This window comes from Streptomyces sp. NRRL F-5727 (genome assembly GCF_000719555.1).
In the GTDB taxonomy this organism is placed as follows: domain Bacteria; phylum Actinomycetota; class Actinomycetes; order Streptomycetales; family Streptomycetaceae; genus Streptomyces.
In genome coordinates this window covers 211,366-231,747 of sequence record NZ_JOGX01000001.1, presented here as the reverse complement: position 1 = coordinate 231,747, position 20,382 = coordinate 211,366, and the positions used below count along the sequence as shown (strand labels likewise).

The 20,382-nt window shown below is 71.2% G+C and carries 14 protein-coding genes and 1 pseudogene; 8 read left to right on the top strand and 7 right to left on the bottom strand.

Features of this window, described 5'->3' with window-relative positions; all coding sequences use genetic code 11:
• Positions 1-8: 8 nt before the first annotated feature.
• Together IF73_RS0101145 and IF73_RS0101140 are read right to left on the bottom strand one after the other, a co-directional pair.
• Positions 9-1,031: an MASE1 domain-containing protein gene (locus tag IF73_RS0101145; RefSeq protein WP_051716461.1), complete on the bottom strand. Its 1,023-nt coding sequence runs from the start codon at positions 1,029-1,031 to the stop codon at positions 9-11.
• 163 nt (positions 1,032-1,194) lie between these two features.
• Positions 1,195-2,037, bottom strand: a complete 843-nt coding sequence (locus IF73_RS0101140) for a PP2C family protein-serine/threonine phosphatase (protein WP_031002394.1) — start codon at positions 2,035-2,037, stop codon at positions 1,195-1,197.
• Between the two features lie 620 nt (positions 2,038-2,657).
• Here IF73_RS0101140 and IF73_RS0101135 point away from each other — a divergent pair.
• Positions 2,658-3,809, top strand: coding sequence for a hypothetical protein (locus tag IF73_RS0101135; RefSeq protein WP_031002392.1), 1,152 nt, complete (start codon positions 2,658-2,660; stop codon positions 3,807-3,809).
• Between the two features lie 137 nt (positions 3,810-3,946).
• Positions 3,947-4,957, top strand: coding sequence for a polyprenyl synthetase family protein (locus IF73_RS0101130; protein WP_051716476.1), 1,011 nt, complete (start codon positions 3,947-3,949; stop codon positions 4,955-4,957).
• Between the two features lie 225 nt (positions 4,958-5,182).
• Here the strand turns inward: IF73_RS0101130 and IF73_RS0101120 are convergent, their stop codons facing one another.
• From IF73_RS0101120 to IF73_RS0101110, 3 genes are all read right to left on the bottom strand, one after another.
• Positions 5,183-6,271 carry a lytic polysaccharide monooxygenase gene (locus IF73_RS0101120; protein ID WP_031002388.1) on the bottom strand — a complete coding sequence of 363 codons (1,089 nt, stop codon included), beginning with the start codon at positions 6,269-6,271 and terminating at the stop codon, positions 5,183-5,185.
• 218 nt (positions 6,272-6,489) lie between these two features.
• Complete coding sequence (locus IF73_RS0101115) at positions 6,490-7,617, bottom strand: GH12 family glycosyl hydrolase domain-containing protein (protein WP_031002386.1); 1,128 nt, start codon at positions 7,615-7,617, stop codon at positions 6,490-6,492.
• Between the two features lie 682 nt (positions 7,618-8,299).
• Positions 8,300-8,980 (bottom strand): NAD(P)H oxidoreductase, encoded by a 681-nt coding sequence (locus IF73_RS0101110; RefSeq protein ID WP_031002385.1) that lies wholly within the window; start codon positions 8,978-8,980, stop codon positions 8,300-8,302.
• A gap of 115 nt (positions 8,981-9,095) precedes the next feature.
• Between IF73_RS0101110 and IF73_RS0101105 the strand changes: the two are divergent.
• Positions 9,096-10,016 (top strand): annotated as a pseudogene (locus IF73_RS0101105) (AraC family transcriptional regulator); the annotation flags it as partial.
• A gap of 117 nt (positions 10,017-10,133) precedes the next feature.
• Here the strand turns inward: IF73_RS0101105 and IF73_RS0101100 are convergent.
• On the bottom strand, positions 10,134-10,994 hold the full coding sequence (locus IF73_RS0101100; RefSeq protein ID WP_031002381.1) for an alkaline phosphatase family protein: 861 nt from the start codon (positions 10,992-10,994) through the stop codon (positions 10,134-10,136).
• 460 nt (positions 10,995-11,454) lie between these two features.
• Positions 11,455-13,572, bottom strand: coding sequence for an alpha-galactosidase (locus tag IF73_RS0101090; RefSeq protein ID WP_031002377.1), 2,118 nt, complete (start codon positions 13,570-13,572; stop codon positions 11,455-11,457).
• Positions 13,573-13,741: 169 nt separating this feature from the next.
• On the opposite strand from IF73_RS0101090, the gene IF73_RS0101085 reads away from it, so the two are divergent.
• From IF73_RS0101085 to IF73_RS0101065, 5 genes are all read left to right on the top strand, one after another.
• Positions 13,742-14,899, top strand: a complete 1,158-nt coding sequence (locus tag IF73_RS0101085; RefSeq protein ID WP_031002375.1) for an ROK family transcriptional regulator — start codon at positions 13,742-13,744, stop codon at positions 14,897-14,899.
• A 153-nt stretch (positions 14,900-15,052) separates the two neighbouring features.
• Entirely contained in the window at positions 15,053-16,321 is a 1,269-nt protein-coding gene (locus IF73_RS0101080; RefSeq protein WP_031002373.1) for an ABC transporter substrate-binding protein, read from the top strand.
• Positions 16,321-17,313 carry a carbohydrate ABC transporter permease gene (locus IF73_RS0101075; protein ID WP_051716459.1) on the top strand — a complete coding sequence of 331 codons (993 nt, stop codon included), beginning with the start codon at positions 16,321-16,323 and terminating at the stop codon, positions 17,311-17,313. Before IF73_RS0101080 ends, IF73_RS0101075 begins: the two co-directional genes overlap by 1 nt.
• A 5-nt stretch (positions 17,314-17,318) precedes the next feature.
• Positions 17,319-18,164 carry a carbohydrate ABC transporter permease gene (locus IF73_RS0101070; RefSeq protein WP_234338127.1) on the top strand — a complete coding sequence of 282 codons (846 nt, stop codon included), beginning with the start codon at positions 17,319-17,321 and terminating at the stop codon, positions 18,162-18,164.
• Positions 18,165-18,319: 155 nt separating this feature from the next.
• On the top strand, positions 18,320-20,278 hold the full coding sequence (locus IF73_RS0101065) for a cellulase family glycosylhydrolase (RefSeq protein WP_078867880.1): 1,959 nt from the start codon (positions 18,320-18,322) through the stop codon (positions 20,276-20,278).
• Positions 20,279-20,382: the final 104 nt, after the last annotated feature.

Genomic DNA, 20,382 nt, shown 5'->3' with positions numbered 1-20,382 from the left:
GCGGAGGGTCATGGATCCCGGTGTCCGCCGGGTGGGGCCGACCGGCTCTCGGTGGGCTCGGGCGGGGAACCGGCGGCGGGCTCGCCCGCCGCGAGGTGCTCCAGGACCTCCGCCAGTTCCTCGCAGGCGCGGCGCACCGAACGGCGGGTCGCACGCTGCTCGGTGATGACGGAGGCGAGGAGCAGCGCGGTCAGGGCGGCGGAACCATTGAACGCCTGGAGCTTGACCATGATCTCGACGTCCGACAGGTGGAGGAACGCGCCCCGCCCGGCGGTCGCCTCGAAGGTGGTGAGCACGGAGGCGAAGAGCGCGCACAGCACGCCTCCGGCGAGCTGGAAGCGGAGCGCTGCCCAGATCAGCAGGGGGAAGACGAGGAAGAGCATGCTCATCGGGCTGAGCACCGCCATGGGCATGAGGACCAGGGTCGTCAGCCCCAGGAAGGCCGCCTCCTTCCAGCGCCGTACCCGGAACCGTCCGGCCGGCCCCGCGAGGACGAGCAGGAGGGGGGCGACGAGCAGCACCCCCATCGTGTCGCCCACCCACCAGGCCAGCCAGACGGGCCAGAACTCGCTCCTGTCCAGGGAGCCCTTCGCCACCTGCAGTCCGACGCCCGCGGTCGCGCTGATCAGCATGGCGCCGAACCCGCCGAGGAAGACCAGGGAGAGTCCGTCCCGCAGCCGTGCCATGTCGCGCCGGAAGCCCGCCCGTCTCAGCAGCAGGAAGGCGCAGAGCGGCGCGACGGTGTTGCTCGCCACGGTGACCACTGTGGTGGGCCCCGGAGCGGTGAGGGAGGCGATGACGAGGAAGGAGCCGAGGGCGATCCCGGGCCAGACCCGCGCGCCGAGCAGCAGCAGCGCGGCGACGGCCACGCCGGTGGGCGGCCAGATGGGGGTGAACACCACGCCGTCGACGACGAGGCGGCCCATCAGGCCGAGCCGTCCGGCCGCGTAGTAGCAGACCGCCACGGCCAGCGAAGTCAGCGCCGCCTCGGTAAGGGGCCGGAGCCGCCGAATATCCCACACGCCAGCCATCAGACACCGGCCGGGCCGTCACGACCAGGCACGGCACCCTGCGTGTCGGGCGTCGCCTCACGGCACGAGTCCGGTCCGGACGCCGTCCGGACCGGCTGGTGGAGTCCCGACCGGCCCGGGGTACGGCCCGAACCGGGGCGGGCAGACCCGGGGCGAGCCCCCTTCACCCCCCGGCCGTCGACCGGGCCGGACCACCGTCATGGCCGACGACCAGGACGGCCGCGTCGTCCTCGTGCCCCACCGTGGCCGCCAGCTTCATGACGGCGGTGGCGAGCGCGTCGACGTCCAGCCCGGCGACGGCGGTGATCCCGGCGAGCCGCGCCACCCGGTCCAGACCCTCGTCGATGTGGAGCGAGGGCCCCTCCACCACCCCGTCGGTCAGGAGGACGAAGACACCGTCGGCCGTGAGCCGGTGACGCGTGGCCGGGTAGTCGACGCCGCGGAGCACACCGAGCGGAGGCCCTCCCTCGCTGTCGTCGATGCCGGAGCGGCCGTCGGCGGTGGCCCAGATGTGGGGGATGTGTCCGGCCCGGGCGCACTCCAGGGTGCCGGCAGCCGGGTCGAGCCGCAGGAAGGTGCAGGTGGCGAAGAGGTCGGCGCCCATGGAGATCAGCAGGTCGTTGGTACGACCGAGCAGCTCTCCCGGGTCCGCGGTGACGGAGGCCAGCGCGCGCAGTGCCACGCGGACCTGTCCCATGAAGGCGGCGGCCTCGATGTTGTGCCCCTGGACGTCGCCGATGGACATGCCGATCTGCCCGCCGGGCAGGGAGAAGGCGTCGTACCAGTCACCGCCGACGTTGAGCCCGTGGTTGGCGGGCTCGTAGCGCACGGCCAGCCGGGCGCCCGGAACACTGGGCAGCTCCGAGGGCAGCATGCCGCGCTGCAGGGCCACCGCGAGCTCGACACGTGAACGCTGCGTCTCGGCCAGTTCCCGAGCCTTGGCGGTCAGCGACGCGAGCCGGACCAGCAGGTCCTCGCTGTTGCCGGCCGGCCGTCTGCGGAACATCGATCACTCCGACGTCACGACAATCCTCGTATCACTCCGTCCCCGTCTCCAGCCCGCGGGACCCCAGGGGACCACTCCGGTACGAACACGTCCCTCCCCACTCTGCCCGGAGGGCACGACGCCCGCATCTCATCGACCCCGCACCCGGCCCGAAGGCGTCGCCAGGGCGTGGGCGCCGGGAGCCGGGATCCCCTCCTCTTCGAACGCGCCCCCGCCTGCGTTCCTGGCCGCGACCAGGGCCTACCTGCTTCTTCGCCCGCTCCGTGGCCTGCTCCGGTACCGCCACGTCGTCCAGCGGGATGGGGCGGAGATACTCCTGGCGGTAGCCCGCGTGCGGAACCGAGACCTGCCATGTGCGGTCGGTCGCGCTCCGTCACGGGCCGGACGCCCGAGGGCCGAGGAGTACGTCGGCGCCGGCGTGCGGCGCATCCGTCGAGCAGGCCGGGTCGGCACCGCGGGTGTACATCCCGCTGACGAGTCGTCGACAGCCGCGTAGCACTTGAGGACGATCCCGCGTCCATAGGGAGGGGGACTTCTCGACCGAGAGGGAACCTCGGCCTGCGGTCGCCGTCTTGGTTCCCGTGTCGGCTTGATCGTCGAGTCGACGCGAGGAGGGTGTGATGGCAGGTCAGGTGAGCAGGACGAGGCGGGCGAAGGCGTCGGCGCCGGAGTACCAGGGGGCTCTCGAATCGTTGTCGGTGAACGCCTCACTGCCCGAGGTGCTGGCCCGGGCCATGGAGGAGCTGCGGACGGCCGAACGGGCCGGGGACCGGAGGGAGGAGGCGCGCTGCGGGCTGGCCGTGGCGGAGGCATGCCGCAGGCTCGGGCGCGTCGAGGAGGCCGACCGGGCGTGGAAGGCGAGCTACCGGGCGGCGCGTTCGGCCGGCCACGAGGGGGCCATGGCGTGGGCTCTGTGGAGCGGCGGCACGCTGGCCCGACAGCGGGGTGCGTTCAGGCTGGCGTACCGTTTGCTGCGGCTGGCCGCCGAGACGGGCGAGCGGGGTGGTGACGTCGTCGTGCGCGGCTACTCACTGGCGGGGCTGGCCGAGACCGGGCGCATCCAGGGCGACTACGCGGCGGTGAGGAGGCTGCACGAGCAGCTGCTCGCCGAGGCCCGTCGCCGAGGCGAGGCCCGTCACACGGTGTGGGCGCTGGAGGGCATCGCGCAGATGCACCGCAACACCGGCGCATACGACGAGGCCCTGGCCCTGTTCGAGGAGGCGGCCGACACGGCGTTCCGAGCCGAGGACCGGCGCGGGTGGGCCTGGGCGCTGCGCGGCATCGCGGACGTGGTGTCGGTGCGCGACGCCGACGCGGAACGCGCCCTGTCGTTGCTGTCCCAGGCGGAGCAGGCATGCCGCGAGATGCGGCTTTCCAGCGCGCTCGCCTACAACCACAAGATGCGCGGAAACGTCCTGTACCGGGCGGGCCGCTACGAGCAGGCCCGTGAGATGTACGCGCTGGCCCTTGAGGAGTTCCAGGAGATGGACGAGCCGCGCGGGACGGCGCTGTCGCGACTGGGGCTGGTCAAGGCCTCCGCCCGTCTGGGCCGCGACGCCGCGCACACGGCCGCGGACCTGGCGGAACTGCGCTCGACGCTGGACCGTATCGGGCTGCGGCATGCCCGGGACATGGTGGACAAGGCAGCGGTCGAACTGGGGGTCGGGCCGCTCCCGGACCACAGCGGCCGCGAGCAGGGCGCCGCAGGGCCCGTGCTGCCGTCGGTCGGGGCCGAGGCGCTTCAGGCCGCCGACGTGGAGGGCCTGCGGTGAGCGCCGTCCCGACGCCGTCCTCGCCGGGCGTCGCGGTCGTGGCCACGGTGCGGTCCTCTCATGCTCACGCCACTGATCGCGAGAGGGGTGACGATGCCTGTCATGACGTCCACCACGACGCGGCGCCGACCCGTGTCCTGGAGCGTTGCCGTGACCTCGTCCGACCCGCGCTGGTAGAGGCGGTGGGCAGCCTCCATCCGTGGACCGGTGAGATGGCGGCGTACGCGCTGGGCTGGTCCGACAGGGTCGGTACGCCGGATCCCGGCGGATCCGAGGGCAAGGGAGTGCGCCAGGCGCTCGCCGTGCTCGGGGCCGAGGCGGTCGGGGCCGAGGGCGCGGAGGCCGTACCCGGTGCCGTGGCCGTCGAACTCGTGCACACCTTCTCGCTCCTCCACGACGACATCATGGACGGCGACGCCCTGCGTCGGCAGCGCCCGGCGGTGTGGAAGGCATACGGGACCGGACCGGCCGTTCTCGCAGGTGACGCGCTGCTCGCCCAGGCCGTGACCACCTTGGCCGAGGCCCCGGGCCGGCACGCGGCGTCCGCGGTCCGCTGCCTCTGCCGGACCCTGAACGTGCTGGTGTCCGGCCAGGCGCAGGACCTGCGCTTCGAAAGCCGTGCGTGGTGCGGCCCCGGCGCGGTCGGACTGGAGCAGTACCGGTCGATGGCCGAGCACAAGACCGGCGCCCTGCTGGGCTGCGCCATTGCGCTCGGCGCCGTCCTCGGCGGCGCCCCCGACCGGACCGTGCACGCGCTCGAACGGGCGGGCCGTCATCTCGGCCTCGCCTTCCAGGCGGTGGACGACATCCTCGGTATCTGGGGTGACCCCACGGTGACCGGCAAGCCCGTCCACGCCGACCTGCGCAGGGGCAAGAAGACCTTCCCGATGCTCGCCGCACTGGCCGGTGGAGGCCGGGCCTCGCGCGAGCTGGCGGCGCTGCTCGACCCTCCCCAGCTCCTCGACCACGAGGCCGCCGCACATGTCGCGGCACTCGTGGAGGAGCTGGGCGGGCGGACCGCGACCCGCGACGAAGCACGCCGGCAGCTGGACACCGCCCGCCGCGCGCTGCGCGACGCGTCCCTCACGCACATCGCCGCACAGCAACTGGACAGGTTGTTCACGTACGTGCTCGACCGGACCAGGTGATCACCGTCTCGCCGTGCTGATCACCCCACCGACACGAGCCCCCGCCGGCGGCCGGATGAGGGGGCCGAGAGGCGCTCAGAAGAACCCGAGCTTCCTGGGGCTGCAACTCTGCAGGATGTTCTCCGAGGGCTTCCGCGGGCCGTCCGTACGCAACGGCCGTGGCCACGAGGCGGGCAGCGCCGGTTCCCTGCCGGCGGGAACCGGCGCCGCGCTCCGGCGGCGGTGCTAAGGGTTGACGCAGACGACGGAGCCGACCGGATGGTTGTTGCCGGTCGAAGTCGCGGTGAACCCGAAGGTGACGCTGCCGTCCGGCGGGATGGTCCGGTTGTAGTCGACGTTCCTGACCGTGACCGTGCCGTCGGAACCGGTGGTCAGCGCGCCGTTCCAGAGGCTGCTGATCCGGGTGGCGGCGCCGGGCGTCCACTTCACCGCCCAGCCGTCACGCGCTGTCGTACCGTGGTTCATGACCTCTACGGAACCCTGGAAGCCGCCGTTCCAGGAGTTGGTCACGCTGTAGACGGCCATGCACCCGGTGTGCGGGTCGGTCGGCGTGGGAATCGGGGTCGGGGTCGGAGTCGGGGTGGGGGTGCCGACCGAGCCGCGGATGCCGGTCACTTCGCCGTTGCCGCCGTCGAAGACGATGTCGGAGCAGGAGAAGAAGTTCTCCTGGCTGTCCGAGCGCACCCACTGGATGAACATCACCGCGTCACCCGAACGGCCCTCGGGCAGTTTCAGATCCCAGTGGTAGTGGCCTCCGTCCGTGCCCGGCGACCCCGACTGCGGCGGGTCGGTGACGGTCTGGATGAGTTCCAGGTCGTCCCAGCCCAGTTCGGAGCTGGGCACGTAGCCGGGCTTGGAGAGGTACACCCTGAAGGAGCCGGGGTGCGCGGCCCAATTGCTGTGCTTGACCTGGATCGTGCTCCCGGACGTCAGGTGCGTACGGGGCCAGTCGGAGCGGGCGGCGTTGTACCCGGTGAAGTTGTACGGCGACCGGTCGCCGGCGCTGCACAGCTTTCCGCCCGGGACGTAACCGGGGCCGCGCCCACCCGCGTGGGAGTCGAGTACGGCGAACCAGTTGTACAGCGAGTTCGGGCCGCTCTCGCTGAGCGCCGCCTTGCACGCCGGGTTCGTCGGGTCCAGAGAGCCGGTGCTGGTCTTGGCGTCCAGCCAGCAGAGGTACGTGCGCGAGCCCGGTGTCATCGTGACACCATGCGCCTGCGCGCTGCCCTGGCCGAGTAACGCCAGGCCGATTCCACCGAGCAGGGTCGCGAGTACGGCAGCCAGGGAAGCAAGTCGTCTCTTGCGTCCAGCCATTGTTTCTCCTGTGTGTGGGTGGGGAGTGTCTCCTCTTGCGGTGCGGTGCGGTGCGGTGCGGTGCGGTGCGGTGCGGTGTCGTGCGATGGTGCGCCTGGCCCTTCCGGGGCGGGACTCCGCCGGAGGGGCCAGGCGATCTGGGGAGGCGCCGCGCCGGTCGGGCGCGCGGGCGGCCGGGCGGGTCCGGCGGATCAGGGCCGGACCGGCCGCGGATCAGGTCATACGCAGGCGGTGCCGTTGAGGCTGAACCCGGACGGCGCGGCGAACCCGCCGCTGTACGTACCCTGGAAGCCGAACGTCTGACTGGCTCCGGCCTCGATCCGCGCGTTGTGCGCGAGCCCGGTCGCCGTCACGGTCCCGGAGGCCGTGGGGACGGTGGCGTTCCACGCCTGGGTGATGCGCTGTCCGGAGGGCAGGGCGAAGGACAGCGTCCAGTTGTCGACCGGAGCCGAACCGGTGTTGGCGATCGTGACTCCGGCCGTGAAGCCGCCGGTCCAGACGTTCGGCGCGTACGTCACCTTGCAGGCCGTCGCAGGGCCGGGGCCCGGCTCGCCGGTGCCGGGTGCGCCGAGGTTCACCGCGGAGGAGAAGGAGTGGACGGTCAGCCCGGTGCCGTTCTGCCACGGCTCGAAGCCGGCCTGGACGCTCGTCAGGTACCAGTTGTTCTGGGCCATGCCGCGCGAGACGGTCTCCCGGACGAAGTCCATGACGTCGAAGTCCCAGCTGGGGATGGCCGACGGGGCGACGAAGGAGATGACGTCGTTGGCCCCGTTGCTGCCCGTCCACACCTGCCAGCCGCGCCCGCCGACGGTGGCGGTGCCGACCTGTGAGCCGATCGGCTGGACCGGGCCGACCTTGTTGAACCAGATCATGATCTCGGTCCGGTTCACCCCGTCGGTCCTGGGCGTGGGGTCCAGCCAGATGTCGTACGAGGCGTTGTACGTCGCGTCGGCGACGTAGCCGTACGAGATGCTGCTCGGCGCCGTGGCGATACCGCTGACCTGCGCGGGGAGCTTGGTCCCCGGCGAACAGTTCGTGTAGTGACAGCCGTTGAAGACCGAGGGGTACGACTTGGGGGCGCCGTTGGTGGGCACGCCCCCGTCGGCCCGGGTCACCCGGAAGCCGGTGTCGGTGGCGGTGACGCACTGGGCGGCGGCGGTGCCCCAGCGGTTGTTCTGGACCACATAGCGGCCCTGGATCGTGGTCGAGCCGTACTGCTCGCAGATCAGCGTGTCGGCCCGGGCCACCGGCGCGGCGGTCATGAGTGCCGCGACCGTGGCCAGGGCGATGAGCAACACGGCGAGCAGGCCACGAGGGGTGCTGAGGCGGTGCGGTGACGCTGGCATGCGGGAGCCTCCCTCAAAGAGTGATCGACAGTGGTGATCGAAGAAGTGGGTGAAGTGATGACGGGAACGTCACCGGCGTGGGAGCGCTCCCAGTCCCGGCTCGGTGCACTGTAGGAGCTGAGGGTGTACCTGACAACCCATCGCGGCGGGGTCCGTTCCGGACGCGTTCCGCGGCAAGGTGACGCCTCGGGCATCCGTGAACCTTGCCCTCCGGTGGCGAGTAGGTGAAGCAGACCGGTCTGGTCAGCGTGTCACGCCCAGGGCTGGTCGGGTGCAGGGCGTGCTTTGTCGAATCCCCCGGCTCCAAGGGAGGTTTCGCTAGCGTCTGGTCTGTCGCGAAAAGAGGGACACGTGCGGGTTGCGCGGCCGGCTGGACGCCGACTGCGCCTCGACTTCGCCCCCGTCCCGGAGGACGCCGTCTCCGTTCGGCGGCGGCGCTGGAAAAATGCATGGCAGCGGCTGCACGAGGTGCTGCCGGCCGAACTGAACGCCGCCGCCTTCACGAGCAGATCACACTGACGCGCCCCCGGTGGCCCGGCCGGCAGGCCGGCCGGGCCACCGGCAAGTGCTGCTTGCACCGCGGACGGCGTCCGAGCAGGGGCGGCGCCGGAGCCGTTGTCGCCGGCTTCGCCGTGGCCCCGGGCCGTACGCTCCCTGACTCACGGCCATACGCCGCTCGCGGTCAGGCCGCTGCGAGTTCCTCGGCGACGAAGGCCGCCACGAACTCCCGCGTGCGCCGGTCGAAAGCCGTGTACTGCGCCTCGCGCTCCGCGCCCGTAATCACGTCGCCCACCAGGAGATTGCCGTCGGCGTCGACGCGCTGAGGGCGCTCCTCCGCGTCGGTGAGCAGGCCGACGGTGGAGCGGGAGAAGCCGCAGTAGGAAGCGATGCCCTCGTTCAGGTTGGTTTCGAGGACGGTCTGCATGCCGGCCACGATCGGATCGTCGGCGGTGGCGCCGGCCAGGCCCAGCCACAGGATGCGCTTGCCCGCGAGGCGGGGCTTGCTGCGGCCGTAGGCGAACCCGTAGTTCCACACGCGGTCGATCCAGCCCTTGAGGACGGCGGGCACGCTCTGCCAGTACACCGGGAAGACGGCGACGACGACATCGGCGTCGAGGATGCGCTGCATGTGGGCGTGCACCTCTTCCGAGTACCGCTTCTCCCGGTTGCCCCAGTCCGGCTGGTCCGCCGTGTTCATCCGGGGGTCGAACCCCTCGGCGTGCAGGTCCAGCAGGTCGACGCGGTAGCCGGCGGCTTCCAGGAGGGCGGTGCAACGGCGGGCCGTGTGCGCGGTGAGGGAATCGGTGCGGTGGTGCGCGACGACGACGAGGGCTGTCCTGGTACGGCTGTGGTGCTGCGTCACGGTGTCTCCCGGCTGTTTCGGCGGTCCGATGTACGTGTCCAGTTCAGCCGCGACGACGTAGATGATCCATGGGAGAACCGCTCCGAAACATAGGAGATCGTCTACGGTGCTTCCCATGGATCCTCTGAGTTCGCTGCTGAGCGGCATCCGTGCCGAGGGGTCGGTCGTCAGCCACGCCGTGTTGACGGTGCCGTGGGCCGTCCGCTTCGCCGACGACGCGCTGCTCACCATGATCAGCGTGATGCGAGGCGGAGGTGTCCTGGCGCTCCCCGACGGAACGGAACGGACGATGGGCGCGGGACACACCGCCGTCGTGCGCGGCCCCGGACCCTTCCACCTCGTGGACCACCCGGCCACCCTGCAGAGCTCCCACGTCGCGTACGAGATCTCCTGTTTCTCCGAGGGCGCCGGGTGCGGCGCCCAGGAGCTCGGCGGTATTCGGTGGGGCGCCGAATCGGAGGAGGCGACTGCGCTGATCGTGGGCGCTTACCGTGCCTCGGGCCACCGTCACGAACGGCTGCTGCGTGCGCTGCCGGCCGTCCTGGTGGTCGAGGAGGACGCCGAGGTCTGTGCCTGGCTGGAGACGGCCGCCGCCGACGCCGCCCGTCTCTCGGCCGGTTCGCAGGCGATGATGGACCGGCTCCTCGACTGGGCGCTGGTGTGCACGTTGCGTACCTGGTTCGACAAGGCGGGTGCCGACGCGCCCAGCTGGTACCGGGGCCTCGCCGACCCGGTCCTCGCGCCCGCCCTGAAATCCTTCCACGACCGGCCCGCCGAGCCCTGGACGGTGGCCGCCCTGGCCGCTCGGGCCGGTGTCTCCCGGGCGCTGTTCGCCAGGCGCTTCACCCATCTCATGGGCTGCCCGCCCCTTTCCTATGTGACCGAATGCCGCATGGACGAGGCCGAGGCGCTGCTGTCCGACACCGACCTCGGCATAGCGCAGATCGCCAGGTCCGTCGGCTATGCGGACGCCTTCGGCTTCAGCGCCGCGTTCAAGCGCCACAGGGGCCGAAGCCCCAGCACTTACCGCGCCGCAGGAGGACGACCTGCTCTCGGACATGCCTTCTCCGGGCCGTCGGACGGTGGTTCAACCGGCTCCTTTCCCGGTCGGCGGTCGGGGTGACGCCCCGGAACCGCTTGCTGGCCGGTCGTTTCAGACGGTCTGCGGTGCGAGAGAAGGGAAGGGGCGTCCGTCGAGTGTCCAGTGGGGGTCGGGCGTGATGCCCAGGGCCGCGTAGGTGTGGGCGGCGACATCGGCGTGGCGCAGGCTTTCCGGCGTGTCCGCGGGGGTGATGCCGGGGCCGCTCGTGGCGATCCAGGCGGTGCGTTCCGGTGTGCTGCGGCCGCCGTGGCCGCCTTCGTCGCGGTGGCCGTGGTCGGTGACGACGATGACGGTCCATGCCTCGGCCGAGGCGTCGGGCCGTTCCCGCAGGGCGGTGAGGAGCTGTCCGAGGCGCCGGTCGGCCGCCTCGACCGCTTCCCTGTACTCGGGGCCGCAGCCGAGGAAGTGGGCGGTCTCGTCGGGGGAACCGAGGTAGACGAAGCACGCGTCCACGTCCTCGCCGGAGCCGAGCACCCGTGCGGCCTCGGCGGTCACGGCCTCGTCGCACTCCTCCCAGGCCGAGGGGGTGTCCGCCCTGGGCGCGACGTAGGCGAGTCTGCTGGGCGCGGTGAAGAGCGGACCGCCCTGCTGGGCGAGGAAGAGCGGGGCCCAGCCGCCGGCCACGAAGGTGCGTCGGTTGTGCTCGGCGGCCAGGCGGGTGGTGAAGTCCGGGAAGACGTCAAGGCGGTTGCCGTCCAGCCGGTTGCCCCAGACGCCGTGCTTGGCCACCCCGACGCCGGTGACGATGGTCGCCCAGCAGGGGCCCGACATCGTCGGTGTGGCCTCGTCGATGTGGACGGGGGCGAGGAAGCCGGCGTCGGTGAGTCCGTCGAGGTGGGGGGTGTGGACAAGCGGTAGCAGGTCGAGGCGGACGCCGTCGATGCCGACGACCAGGACGTGGGGTGTGGTCATGTTCTCGGTCCTTTGCGGGGCGGGTGTCGAGGGTGGCGACCAGCCGGTCGGCTGGTCGCGGGAGTCTCTGGGTGCGGACTGCTTCCGAGAGGGCGGAGGCGGCGGAGTCGTAGAGGTCCCGGATCGGGAGGCTGATCCCCAGGGAGCCGAGATCGAGGTGTTCCGTACCGGTGTCGGTCCAGCGGTAGGCATGGGCGAGGACGTCGCCGCCCGTGCGGGTGACGTCCAGGACGAATCCGGGCAGCGGGCGGGCTCCGTCTGGACCTTCCCGCCATCCCTGGGATCCCGCTCGATCGACGCGGGGTGCCGCCGGCGCCGGGTGCCGTGGTCGCCGTCGACGCACCCGGTTCCCCAGCGGAACTCGCAGGTGTGCGACGCATCGCCGTCCTTCTGGAAGAGGTGGTGGTGGCCGGGTGCCCCGCGGTGATCGGGTCGATCACCGGGACGCGGTGGGTGGCTGTCAGCCGACCCGGCGGAGCCTGATCAGGCTGCTGGCGTAGTCGCCGTCGGGCAGGGCAAGGTCGATGCCCAGGCGGGTCAGGACGGCGCCGCTGTACGTGGTGCCCTCGTCCGGGTCCAGGTAGCGGGCGGTGGGGTCCAGGGCCGGCAGGGCGAGTGCGGGGGAGTGGTGGCCGAAGCGGGTGGTGGGTCGCCAGGCGAGGACGGCGTGTTCGGTGCTGTCCTCTGAGATGTAGTGCACGGCCGTCACGCCGCCGGGGCCGCTGAGGCGGTGCTGGTGGCCGCGCTGGACGAGCGGGCGGATCTCCTTGTAGCGCGCGACGAGCGCCGCCGCCTGGTCGAGTTCTTCTTCGGACCAGTGGGTGAGGTCTCCGCCGAGGCCGAGCGCTCCGGCCGCGGCGACGTGGAAGCGGAAGCGCAGGGGAGTGGTGCGGCCGGTGGTGACGTTGGGGCTGTCGGTGACCCAGGTGGCCATGGTCTGGGCGGGGAAGAGCTGGCTGAAGCCGTGCTGGATGGTGATCCGGTCGACGGGGTCGGTGTTGTCGGAGGTCCACGCCTGGTCGGTGCGGGCGAGGATGCCGAGGTCGACCCGGCCGCCGCCGCCCGCGCACGCCTCGATCCGCAGGCGCGGGTGGTCGGCGCGGAGGCGGTCCATGACGCGGTACACGGCGCGGGTGTGGTCGATCCAGAGCCGGTCGGGGTCACGTTGGCCGGGCCATCCGGCTTCGGTGACGACCCGGTTGGCGTCCCACTTGAGCCAGTCGACGTCGTTCTCGCGGACCAGCCGGTCCAGGGTGTGGTGGGCCCATGCCTCCACCTCGGGACGGGCGAAGTTGAGCATGAGCTGGTTGCGCTGCTCGGTGGCCTCCCGCGAGGGGGCGTGGACGACCCAGTCGGGGTGGGCGCGGTAGAGGTCGCTGTCGCGGTTGACCATCTCGGGTTCGACCCACAGGCCGAAGGCCATGCCCAGGCGGTGCACCTCGTCGGCCAGCGGGCGCAGGCCGTCCGGGAAGGCCGAGGGCCGGGGTGTCCAGTCGCCGAGGCCGGCCCGGTCGCTGGTGCGGGCGCCGAACCAGCCGTCGTCGAGGACGAAGAGTTCGGCGCCCAGCCCCGCGGCGAGTTCGGCCAGTCGCAGTTGGCCGTCGTGGTCGACGTCGAAGCCGGTGGCCTCCCACGAGTTGTAGACGACGGGGCGGTCGCGGTCGGGGTCGGGGAGTACGCCGCCCCGGACGTACGTGTGCCAGGCGCGGCTCGCGGCGCCGAACCCGCCGGGGGTGTAGAGGCCGGCGAAGACCGGCGTGCGCAGGGTCTCGCCGGGGGCCAGGGTCCAGCTCAGTCCGTCGTGGCCGAACCCGCCGGTCCAGGTGGTGCGGCCGACCGGGTCGCGGTGCACGGTGACGCGCCAGCTTCCGCTCCAGGCCAGAGCGGTGGTCCAGACCTCGCCGCGCTCCTCGGTGGCGGTTCCGTCGTCGAGGGCGAGCCACGGGTTGGCATGGTGGCTGGTGAGGCCGCGGCGGCTGGTGAGGACGGTCTCGGCGACGGGGAGGCGGTCACGGCGCAGCTGGAACTCGCTGTTCCAGCCGCCGACGAGGTGGGTGAGCCGGTAGTCGGGCAGGGTGGGGAGCGTCCAGGAGGCCGAGTCGAGCCGGTCGACGGTGATCGGTCCCGAGTCGTCGCCTCCGGTGTGGGTGAGCTCCACCCAGCGCTCGATCACGTCGCTGTCGGGCCGTACGCGGTAGACCAGTTCGGCGGCGAGCGGGTAGCGGCGGTCGGTCAGGCGCAGGAGCAGCTTGCCGCCCTCGATGTCGTGTCCGGTGAAGGTCCACTGGGCGCCGCGGGTGCCGTCGGCGTAGCGCACCTGGAGTCCTGCCGGTCCGAAGCGCGCACCGCTCTGCGGGGCGAGTTCGTCCGGGTCGGCGTCGGCCTCGAAGCTGCTGTCGGCGGGGGAGTGCGCGGCGGGCAGCGCGGCCAGGTCGTCGGTGTCGAGTGCGGCGCCCCAGTACACATGCCGTGGGCTGCCGTCGGAGCCGACACGTATGACGTAGACGCTGTTGGGTGTCCGCAGGACGGCGAGACCTCGGGCGGGGTCGAAGCGGACGGGCGAGGAGGTCGCAGGCACAGGTGGTCCCAAAGGGTCTGGAAGGGCTGTGAGCATCAACCGCTCAGCGGATGCCGGGTCTTGACGACGGGCTCCGAAAGACAGGCGCGGAGGTGGCCAGAGCGTAGGACCGGGGTCGTCCGGAAATCAATACTGGACAGAGTTATTTATTTCCCAGTACGTTGCCGCCGTGTTTCCGAACCATGCGCATCCCCTGGTCACCGCGCCGGCCGAGACCGCCATCCTCGCCATGCTGCTGGCGGAGAGCCCGCTCAGCAGGGTCGAACTGGCCCGCCGCACGGGCCTGTCATCGACCGCGGTGACGAAGGCCGCGAGACCTCTCATCGACGACGGTTACCTGCACGAACTCCCGCCGGAGCGCACCGCTCCGGGCGCCGGCCGCCCGGTCAACCCACTGGCGGTCACCGCCGAGCGGGAGTTCTTCGTAGGCGTGAAGATCAGTGCCGACACCCTCTACGGCACGGTCTGCGACCTGCGGGCCCGGACGCGCACCTCCGCCCACCGTCCGCTGGGAGACCGCGACCCCGAATCCGTATGCGCGCTGCTGGCGGACCTGGTCGACGAACTGCTCGACACCAGGCCCGAATTCAGGTCCCGCACGAGGCACCTGGGCATCGCGGTCTCCGGCGACGTGGATCGTGACGCCGGCCGCGTACGGTACTCGGGACTGTCCCGCTGGCACGACGTTCCGCTCGCCGAGATGGCATCGCGCGCGACCGGCCTGGCGGTCACCCTGGAGAACGACGTCAAGGCGATCACCGTCGCCGAGCACTGGTTCGGGGAGGGCATCGGAACGGAGTACTTCGCTCTGGTCACCATCGGAGCGGGCATCGGCTCCGGCCTGGTCGTCAACGGACAGCTGCTCGCCGGCGCGTACGGTGTCGCCGGCGAGGTGGGGCACATCAGCATCGACCCGGCCGGGCCGCTGTGCTCCTGCGGTCAGGTCGGCTGCGTGGAGGCGACCGCCTCCAGCGAAGCCATCCTGGCCGCGGTCCGCGGCGCCACCGGCCGTCCGGATCTCGACTTCGACGGTGCCGTCCAGCTGGCCCGCGGCGGAGACCCCGCCGCCCGCGACGCCTTCGCCCGGGCCGGCCACGCGATCGGAGTCGGCATCGCCAGCCTGGTGAGCCTCTTCGGGCCCGAGCGTGTCGTCGTCACCGGAGAGGGACTCGACACCTACGACCTCTTCGGAACGCACATCAAGGAAGCCTACGCGGCGCACTGTTTCAAGGCCGCGGGAAAGTGCCCGCTGACCCTGCGTCCCCTTCCCTGGGAGGAGTGGGCGCGCGGAGCCGCCGTCGTCGGCCTCCAGGCGCTCTTCCCCTGAGGAGGCGTCACCACCCCGCGGTCCCGGACCGCGAGTGCCGCACCCCGCCCCGACACGACCGGTGTCCGTCACCGCCTGCCAGCTGTGATCGTCGGACACCGGCCCCGCCGGAACGGCAACCCGTGCCCCACATCCCACCCTTGAGGACGAGACATGAGTGCACAGAGAACCCAGCTTAGCCGCAGAGGATTCCTCGGCGGGTCCCTGATGGTCGCCGCCGGAGCGGTCGTCGGCTGCAGCACCGACCCGGCCGGCGGATCCCCCTCCGGAGCGAAGACCACCCTGAACGTCTGGTCCCACGCATACGGCGAGACCGGCACCCAGCAGGCCCTCACCCGCTACGCCACCGAGTTCACCAAGGCCCACCCGGACATCGCGGTCAAGGTCACCTGGGTCCCGGGCGACTACACCGGCAAGCTGAACGCGACCCTGCTCACGGACGCCGCCCCGGACGTCTTCGAGATCGGAGACTTCACCGAGAGCCTGGCGCGGCGTGGTCAGGTGGCGGTGCTCGACGACGTCTACGGCAGTGCGAAGTCCGACTTCAACCAGGGTGCTCGCGACTACGTGACGGTCGACGGCAAGCTCTACGGCGTCAAGATGATCGACGACGTCATGATGCTCTACTACCGCAAGAGCGCCCTCGCCAAGGCCGGGATCACCCCGCCCCGTACCTTCGACGAGCTCGTCGCCGCGGCCAAGGCGCTGACCACCAAGAGCGGCAAGGGCCTGTTCGTGGGCAACGACGGCATCGGCGACACCCCTGTGCTGGCCGTGTTCTCCAACGGTGGCGAGCTGGTCGCCGGCGGCAAGGCGGCCTTCGCCTCCCCGAAGGCCGTCGAGTCGGTCGCGGCCTTGAAGCGCCTGCACGACGACAAGTCCCTGCTGCTCGGCTTCACCACCGACTGGTGGGACCCCTCCGCCTTCACCCAGAACGTCGTGCCGATGCAGTGGTGCGGCCTGTGGGCCATGCCCGCGGTCGAGGACGCGCTCGGCGACGACTTCGGCGTCCTGCCCTGGCCCGCCTTCAAGCCCGGCGGCACCCCGGTCGTCCGGGTCGGCGGCTGGACCAGCTGCGTCAACGCCAAGGGCAAGCAGGTGGAGGCGGCCAAGAAGTTCGTCCGGTGGCTCTGGGTCGAGCAGACCGACCTCCAGAAGGACTGGTCGGAGAGCTACGGATTCCACGTTCCGCCGCGCAAGTCCGTCGCGGCCAAGGCGGACAGGCTCACCGGCGGGGCCGCCAAGGAGACCGTCGAACTGGCCGCTCGTCACGGCAAGAACAACCCCTCCACCTGGAACACCGCGGTGAGCACCCTGTTCAGCGCGGCCGCGACCGAGATCGTCGGCGGTGGGGACGCGGCCCGGCTCCTCGCCGACGCGGCCGCACAGGCCCAGACCGAGATAGACAAGCAGCGGGCCTGATGAAAGCCGCACCCTCCGCCACCGTTCACGGCGAGCGTGCCGGCCGTCCCGCGGCCCCGCCGCGGGGCGCCGCCGCCCCCGCCGGGCGCCCCGGTACGGACCGGCGCGCCTGGGCAGCCTTCGCCCTGCTCGCCGGACCCGTGCTGATCGGTCTGGGCGTCTTCAAGTACGTCGCCATCGGCTGGAGCCTCCTGCTCAGTTTCAGCGAGGCCCGCGGCACCATCGCACTCGGCCACTGGATCGGCCTGGACAACTACCAGGCGCTGCTCTCCGATCCCGCGTTCCGCCGGTCGCTCGTCCAGATCGTGCTGTTCACCGCGTTCATCGTGCCGGTGACCTTCGCCGCCTCGCTGGGCTTGGCCCTGCTCGTCCACCGGATCCGCCGCGGCCGGGCCCTGCTGCGTACCGCCTTCCTCATCCCGGCCGCGGTCTCCTACGTGGCCGCCTCGCTGCTGTGGAAGATGTGCCTGTTCAACGGCCTGCCGGCGGGCATCGCCAACATGATCGGCGGCTGGTTCGGGATGGACGCCGTGCCCTGGATCCAGACCACCACGCCGCCCCTGTACTGGGTCGTCCTCGTCACCCTGCGGCTCTGGCTCCAGGTCGGCTTCTACATGGTGCTCTTCCTCGCCGGACTGCAGGCCATCCCCAAGGAGATCTACGAGGCCGCGGCCCTGGACGGCGCCACCGGCCTGCGCCTGCTGCGCAGGATCACCTTGCCGGTGCTGCGCAACACCTCGGTGGCCGTCCTGATGCTGCAGTTCATCGCCGCCTTCCAGGCCTTCGACGAGTTCTACAACCTGTTCAGCAGCGGGCTCAGCGGGACGGGGACGGCCCCGGTCCAGACGCCGCTCGGGTACCTCTACAACACGGCGATGGGTGCCCAGAACTACGGCCTCGGATCAGCCGGAGCGTTCGTGCTCACCGCCCTCATCGTCGGCGTGACCCTGCTCCAGGGCCGGATCACCGGCTTCGGCAGGACGGAGGGGTGAGCGCTGTGACGACCGTACGAAACGTACTGCGCGGTTCACGCACGCCCGTGCGCGGACTGGTGGCCGGGCTGCTGACGGTGGTGTTCCTCACCCCCTTCTACCTGATGCTGCGCAACGCGCTGATGGACACCCAGGGTCTGACCTCGCCGCAGTGGACCTGGTGGCCATCGACGATGCACTGGGAGAACTTCACGGCGCTGTTCGACGACCCCGCCCTGCACATGGGACAGGCCCTGGGAAACTCGCTGCTGATCGCCGCGATCACCGCGCCCGTCTCCACCCTCCTGGCCTCGGCCGCGGGCTACGCCCTCGCGCGCATCCCGATCCCCGGACGCGGCGTCCTGCTCGCTCTCGTCGTGGCCACGCTGATGATCCCCGGCTCGGTGACGTTCGTGCCCACCTTCGTCGTCGTGGGCTCGATGGGCGGGGTCAACACGCTGTGGGGCATCATCGCGCCCGGTCTCTTCAACCCGTTCGCGGTCCTGCTGTTCCGCAACTTCTACCTGCAGTTCCCGAGCGAGATCGAGGAGGCGGGCCGGCTGGACGGGCTCGGCTGGTTCGGTCTCTACCGCCGGATCGCGCTGCCGTCCTCGGGGGCGATGCTCGCCTCGCTCGGCGCGCTGGCCTTCATCGACAGCTGGAACGCCTTCCTGTGGCCGCTGGTCATCGGGCAGGACCCCTCCGCGTGGACGGCCCAGATCGCGCTGTCGACCTTCCTCACCTCGCAGACCATCAACCTGCCCGGCCTGTTCGCCGGCGCGGTCGTGACCATCACCCCGCTGGTGGTCATGTTCCTGGTCGCCCAGCGCTACATCGTCGAAGGCATCGCGACCAGCGGCCTCAAGGGCTGAGCCGCCCACCTGCCTGCCCGCTGCCCCGGACCCCCGGGCTCCATGACCCCGGACCGGCGACCCGGCACCCCCACTCCGGAGCGTCGGTCCGGTCCGCCCCATCCCGCACCACCTGAAGATCCGCTTCCTCGTCCCCACCCTCTGGAGGGAAAGCCATGAGATCCGAAAGGTCCGTTCTCACCGGCAGGAGAGCCCTGCCCCGTCTCCTGCCCGCCGTGGCCGTGACCACGGCACTGCTGGTCGGGGGAACCCCCGGCGCCGCCGCGGTACCGCTGACCACGGCCGAACCCACGACGACGACCGCCCCCATGACCGGGCCCGAGCTCGCGGCCTCCTGGACCGCCCCGCTCAGCACCCGCGGACGCTACATCGTCGACGCCGACGGCAACCGCTTCAAGCTGAAGGCCGGCAACTGGTCCGGAGTCCAGGGCACCTGGGAGGGCAGCGGCGACATCGAGGACCCCGCGAACCACCAGGCGGACCAGAAGTCCAACAACGTCCCGCTCGGTCTGGACCGTGTCCCGATGGCGCGGATCCTCGCCGACTTCCACGAGCTCGGCATCAACTCGATCCGGCTGCCTTACGCCGACGCGATGATCCGCGACACCACGGTGGTCCCGGACTCCGCCCTCGCCGCCAATCCGGAGCTCAAGGGCAAGACCCCGCTGCAGGTGTACGACGCCGTCGTCGAGGCTCTGACCGATGACGGCTTCGCCGTCATCCTCAACAACCACACCACCACCTACCGCTTCTGCTGCTCCCTGGACGGCAACGAGCGCTGGAACAGCAGCCAGACCACTCAGCAGTGGACGGACAACTGGCTGTTCCTGGCGGAGCGCTACAAGTCGAACAAGCGCGTCGTCGGCGCCGACCTGCGCAACGAGGTCCGCCGGGACTACTACGACGACCCCAACTGGGGCTGGGACAACGAGCACGACCTGTACAAGGCCTACCAGGAGGCCGGCAACAAGATCCTCGAGGTCAACCCGGACCTGCTGATCATCATGGAGGGCATCAACTGGCAGGGCATCCCGCAGGGCATGTTCGAGCACGGCCGGCCGACGCTCACGCCGGTCCGCAACCTCTCCAACACCCTGATCGAATCGGGCAAGTTGGTCTACTCGGCCCACTTCTACGGCTTCACCGGCCCCAACCACACCGGAGCCACCGGCGGCTGGCAGAACGGCGAGACCAATGACCCGCGCTACCGGGACCTCTCGCCCGAAGACCTGATCAAGGTCATCGACGACCAGGCCCTGTTCGTCACCCAGGCCGGCCAGCACTTCACGGCTCCCGTGTGGGTCAGCGAGTTCGGGACTGCCGGACGCGGCCAGTCCGACGCCAAGGAGATCGACTGGTTCCACCGCTTCACGGACATCCTGGTGAAGAACGACACCGACTTCGCCCAGTGGCCGCTGGTCGGCTGGACCACCAACGGAGTCCCGAACGACAACTGGGCACTGAACCACTACGACTCCCAGGGCCGCCGGCTGGGTCTCGCCGACGGCGGCGACTGGCGCGCCGCCGACTGGTTCAAGCTCGTCAACGCCCCCGGCAAGACCGGCCAGGTCGCCGAGGTCGACCACTGGTACATGCTCGACCGTGACCAGAACCTCTCCGCGACCATGCGGCAGCAGTCGGACTGGAGCCCCGGCAACCGCAAGGGCAACTGCCCCGACACCGCGCGGCTGATCGCCTTCGCCCGCAGCTCCAACCGCAGCCTGTGCACCGACGCGAACCAGCCCGCCAAGGGCGACAGCATGTGGATCACCGTCGTCGACGAGCGTTACGTCAAGACCGGCGACTGGGCCAGGGGCCGCTTCAAGCTCCAGTGCCCGGACCACCACTTCGCCGTCGGCTACAGCGCCAACGGGCCCGTCAACCGACTGCTCTGCGCCCCCTCCGCCAAGCCGCTCCCCACGCAGAACCGGCTGGTCTGGTTCGACCGGGGTGACAACCGGCCCGCCGAAGGCGGCTCGGTGGGCAGCGACTGGGCACCCGGCTACTACAAGGGCCAGTGCAGGGACGACGAGTACCTCGCCGGCGTCGCCATGGCGTACTACGCGCACACGGGCACCGTCCTCGACGTCCTGCTCTGCCGCCCGCTGACCTGACCCGCGTGACACGGCATGCCTCGACCGGAGATCGCCGCTGACGGATTCCGTCTCGACGACCGGCAGCTGCGCACCACCCCGGGCGGACTGCACGACTTCCGCGT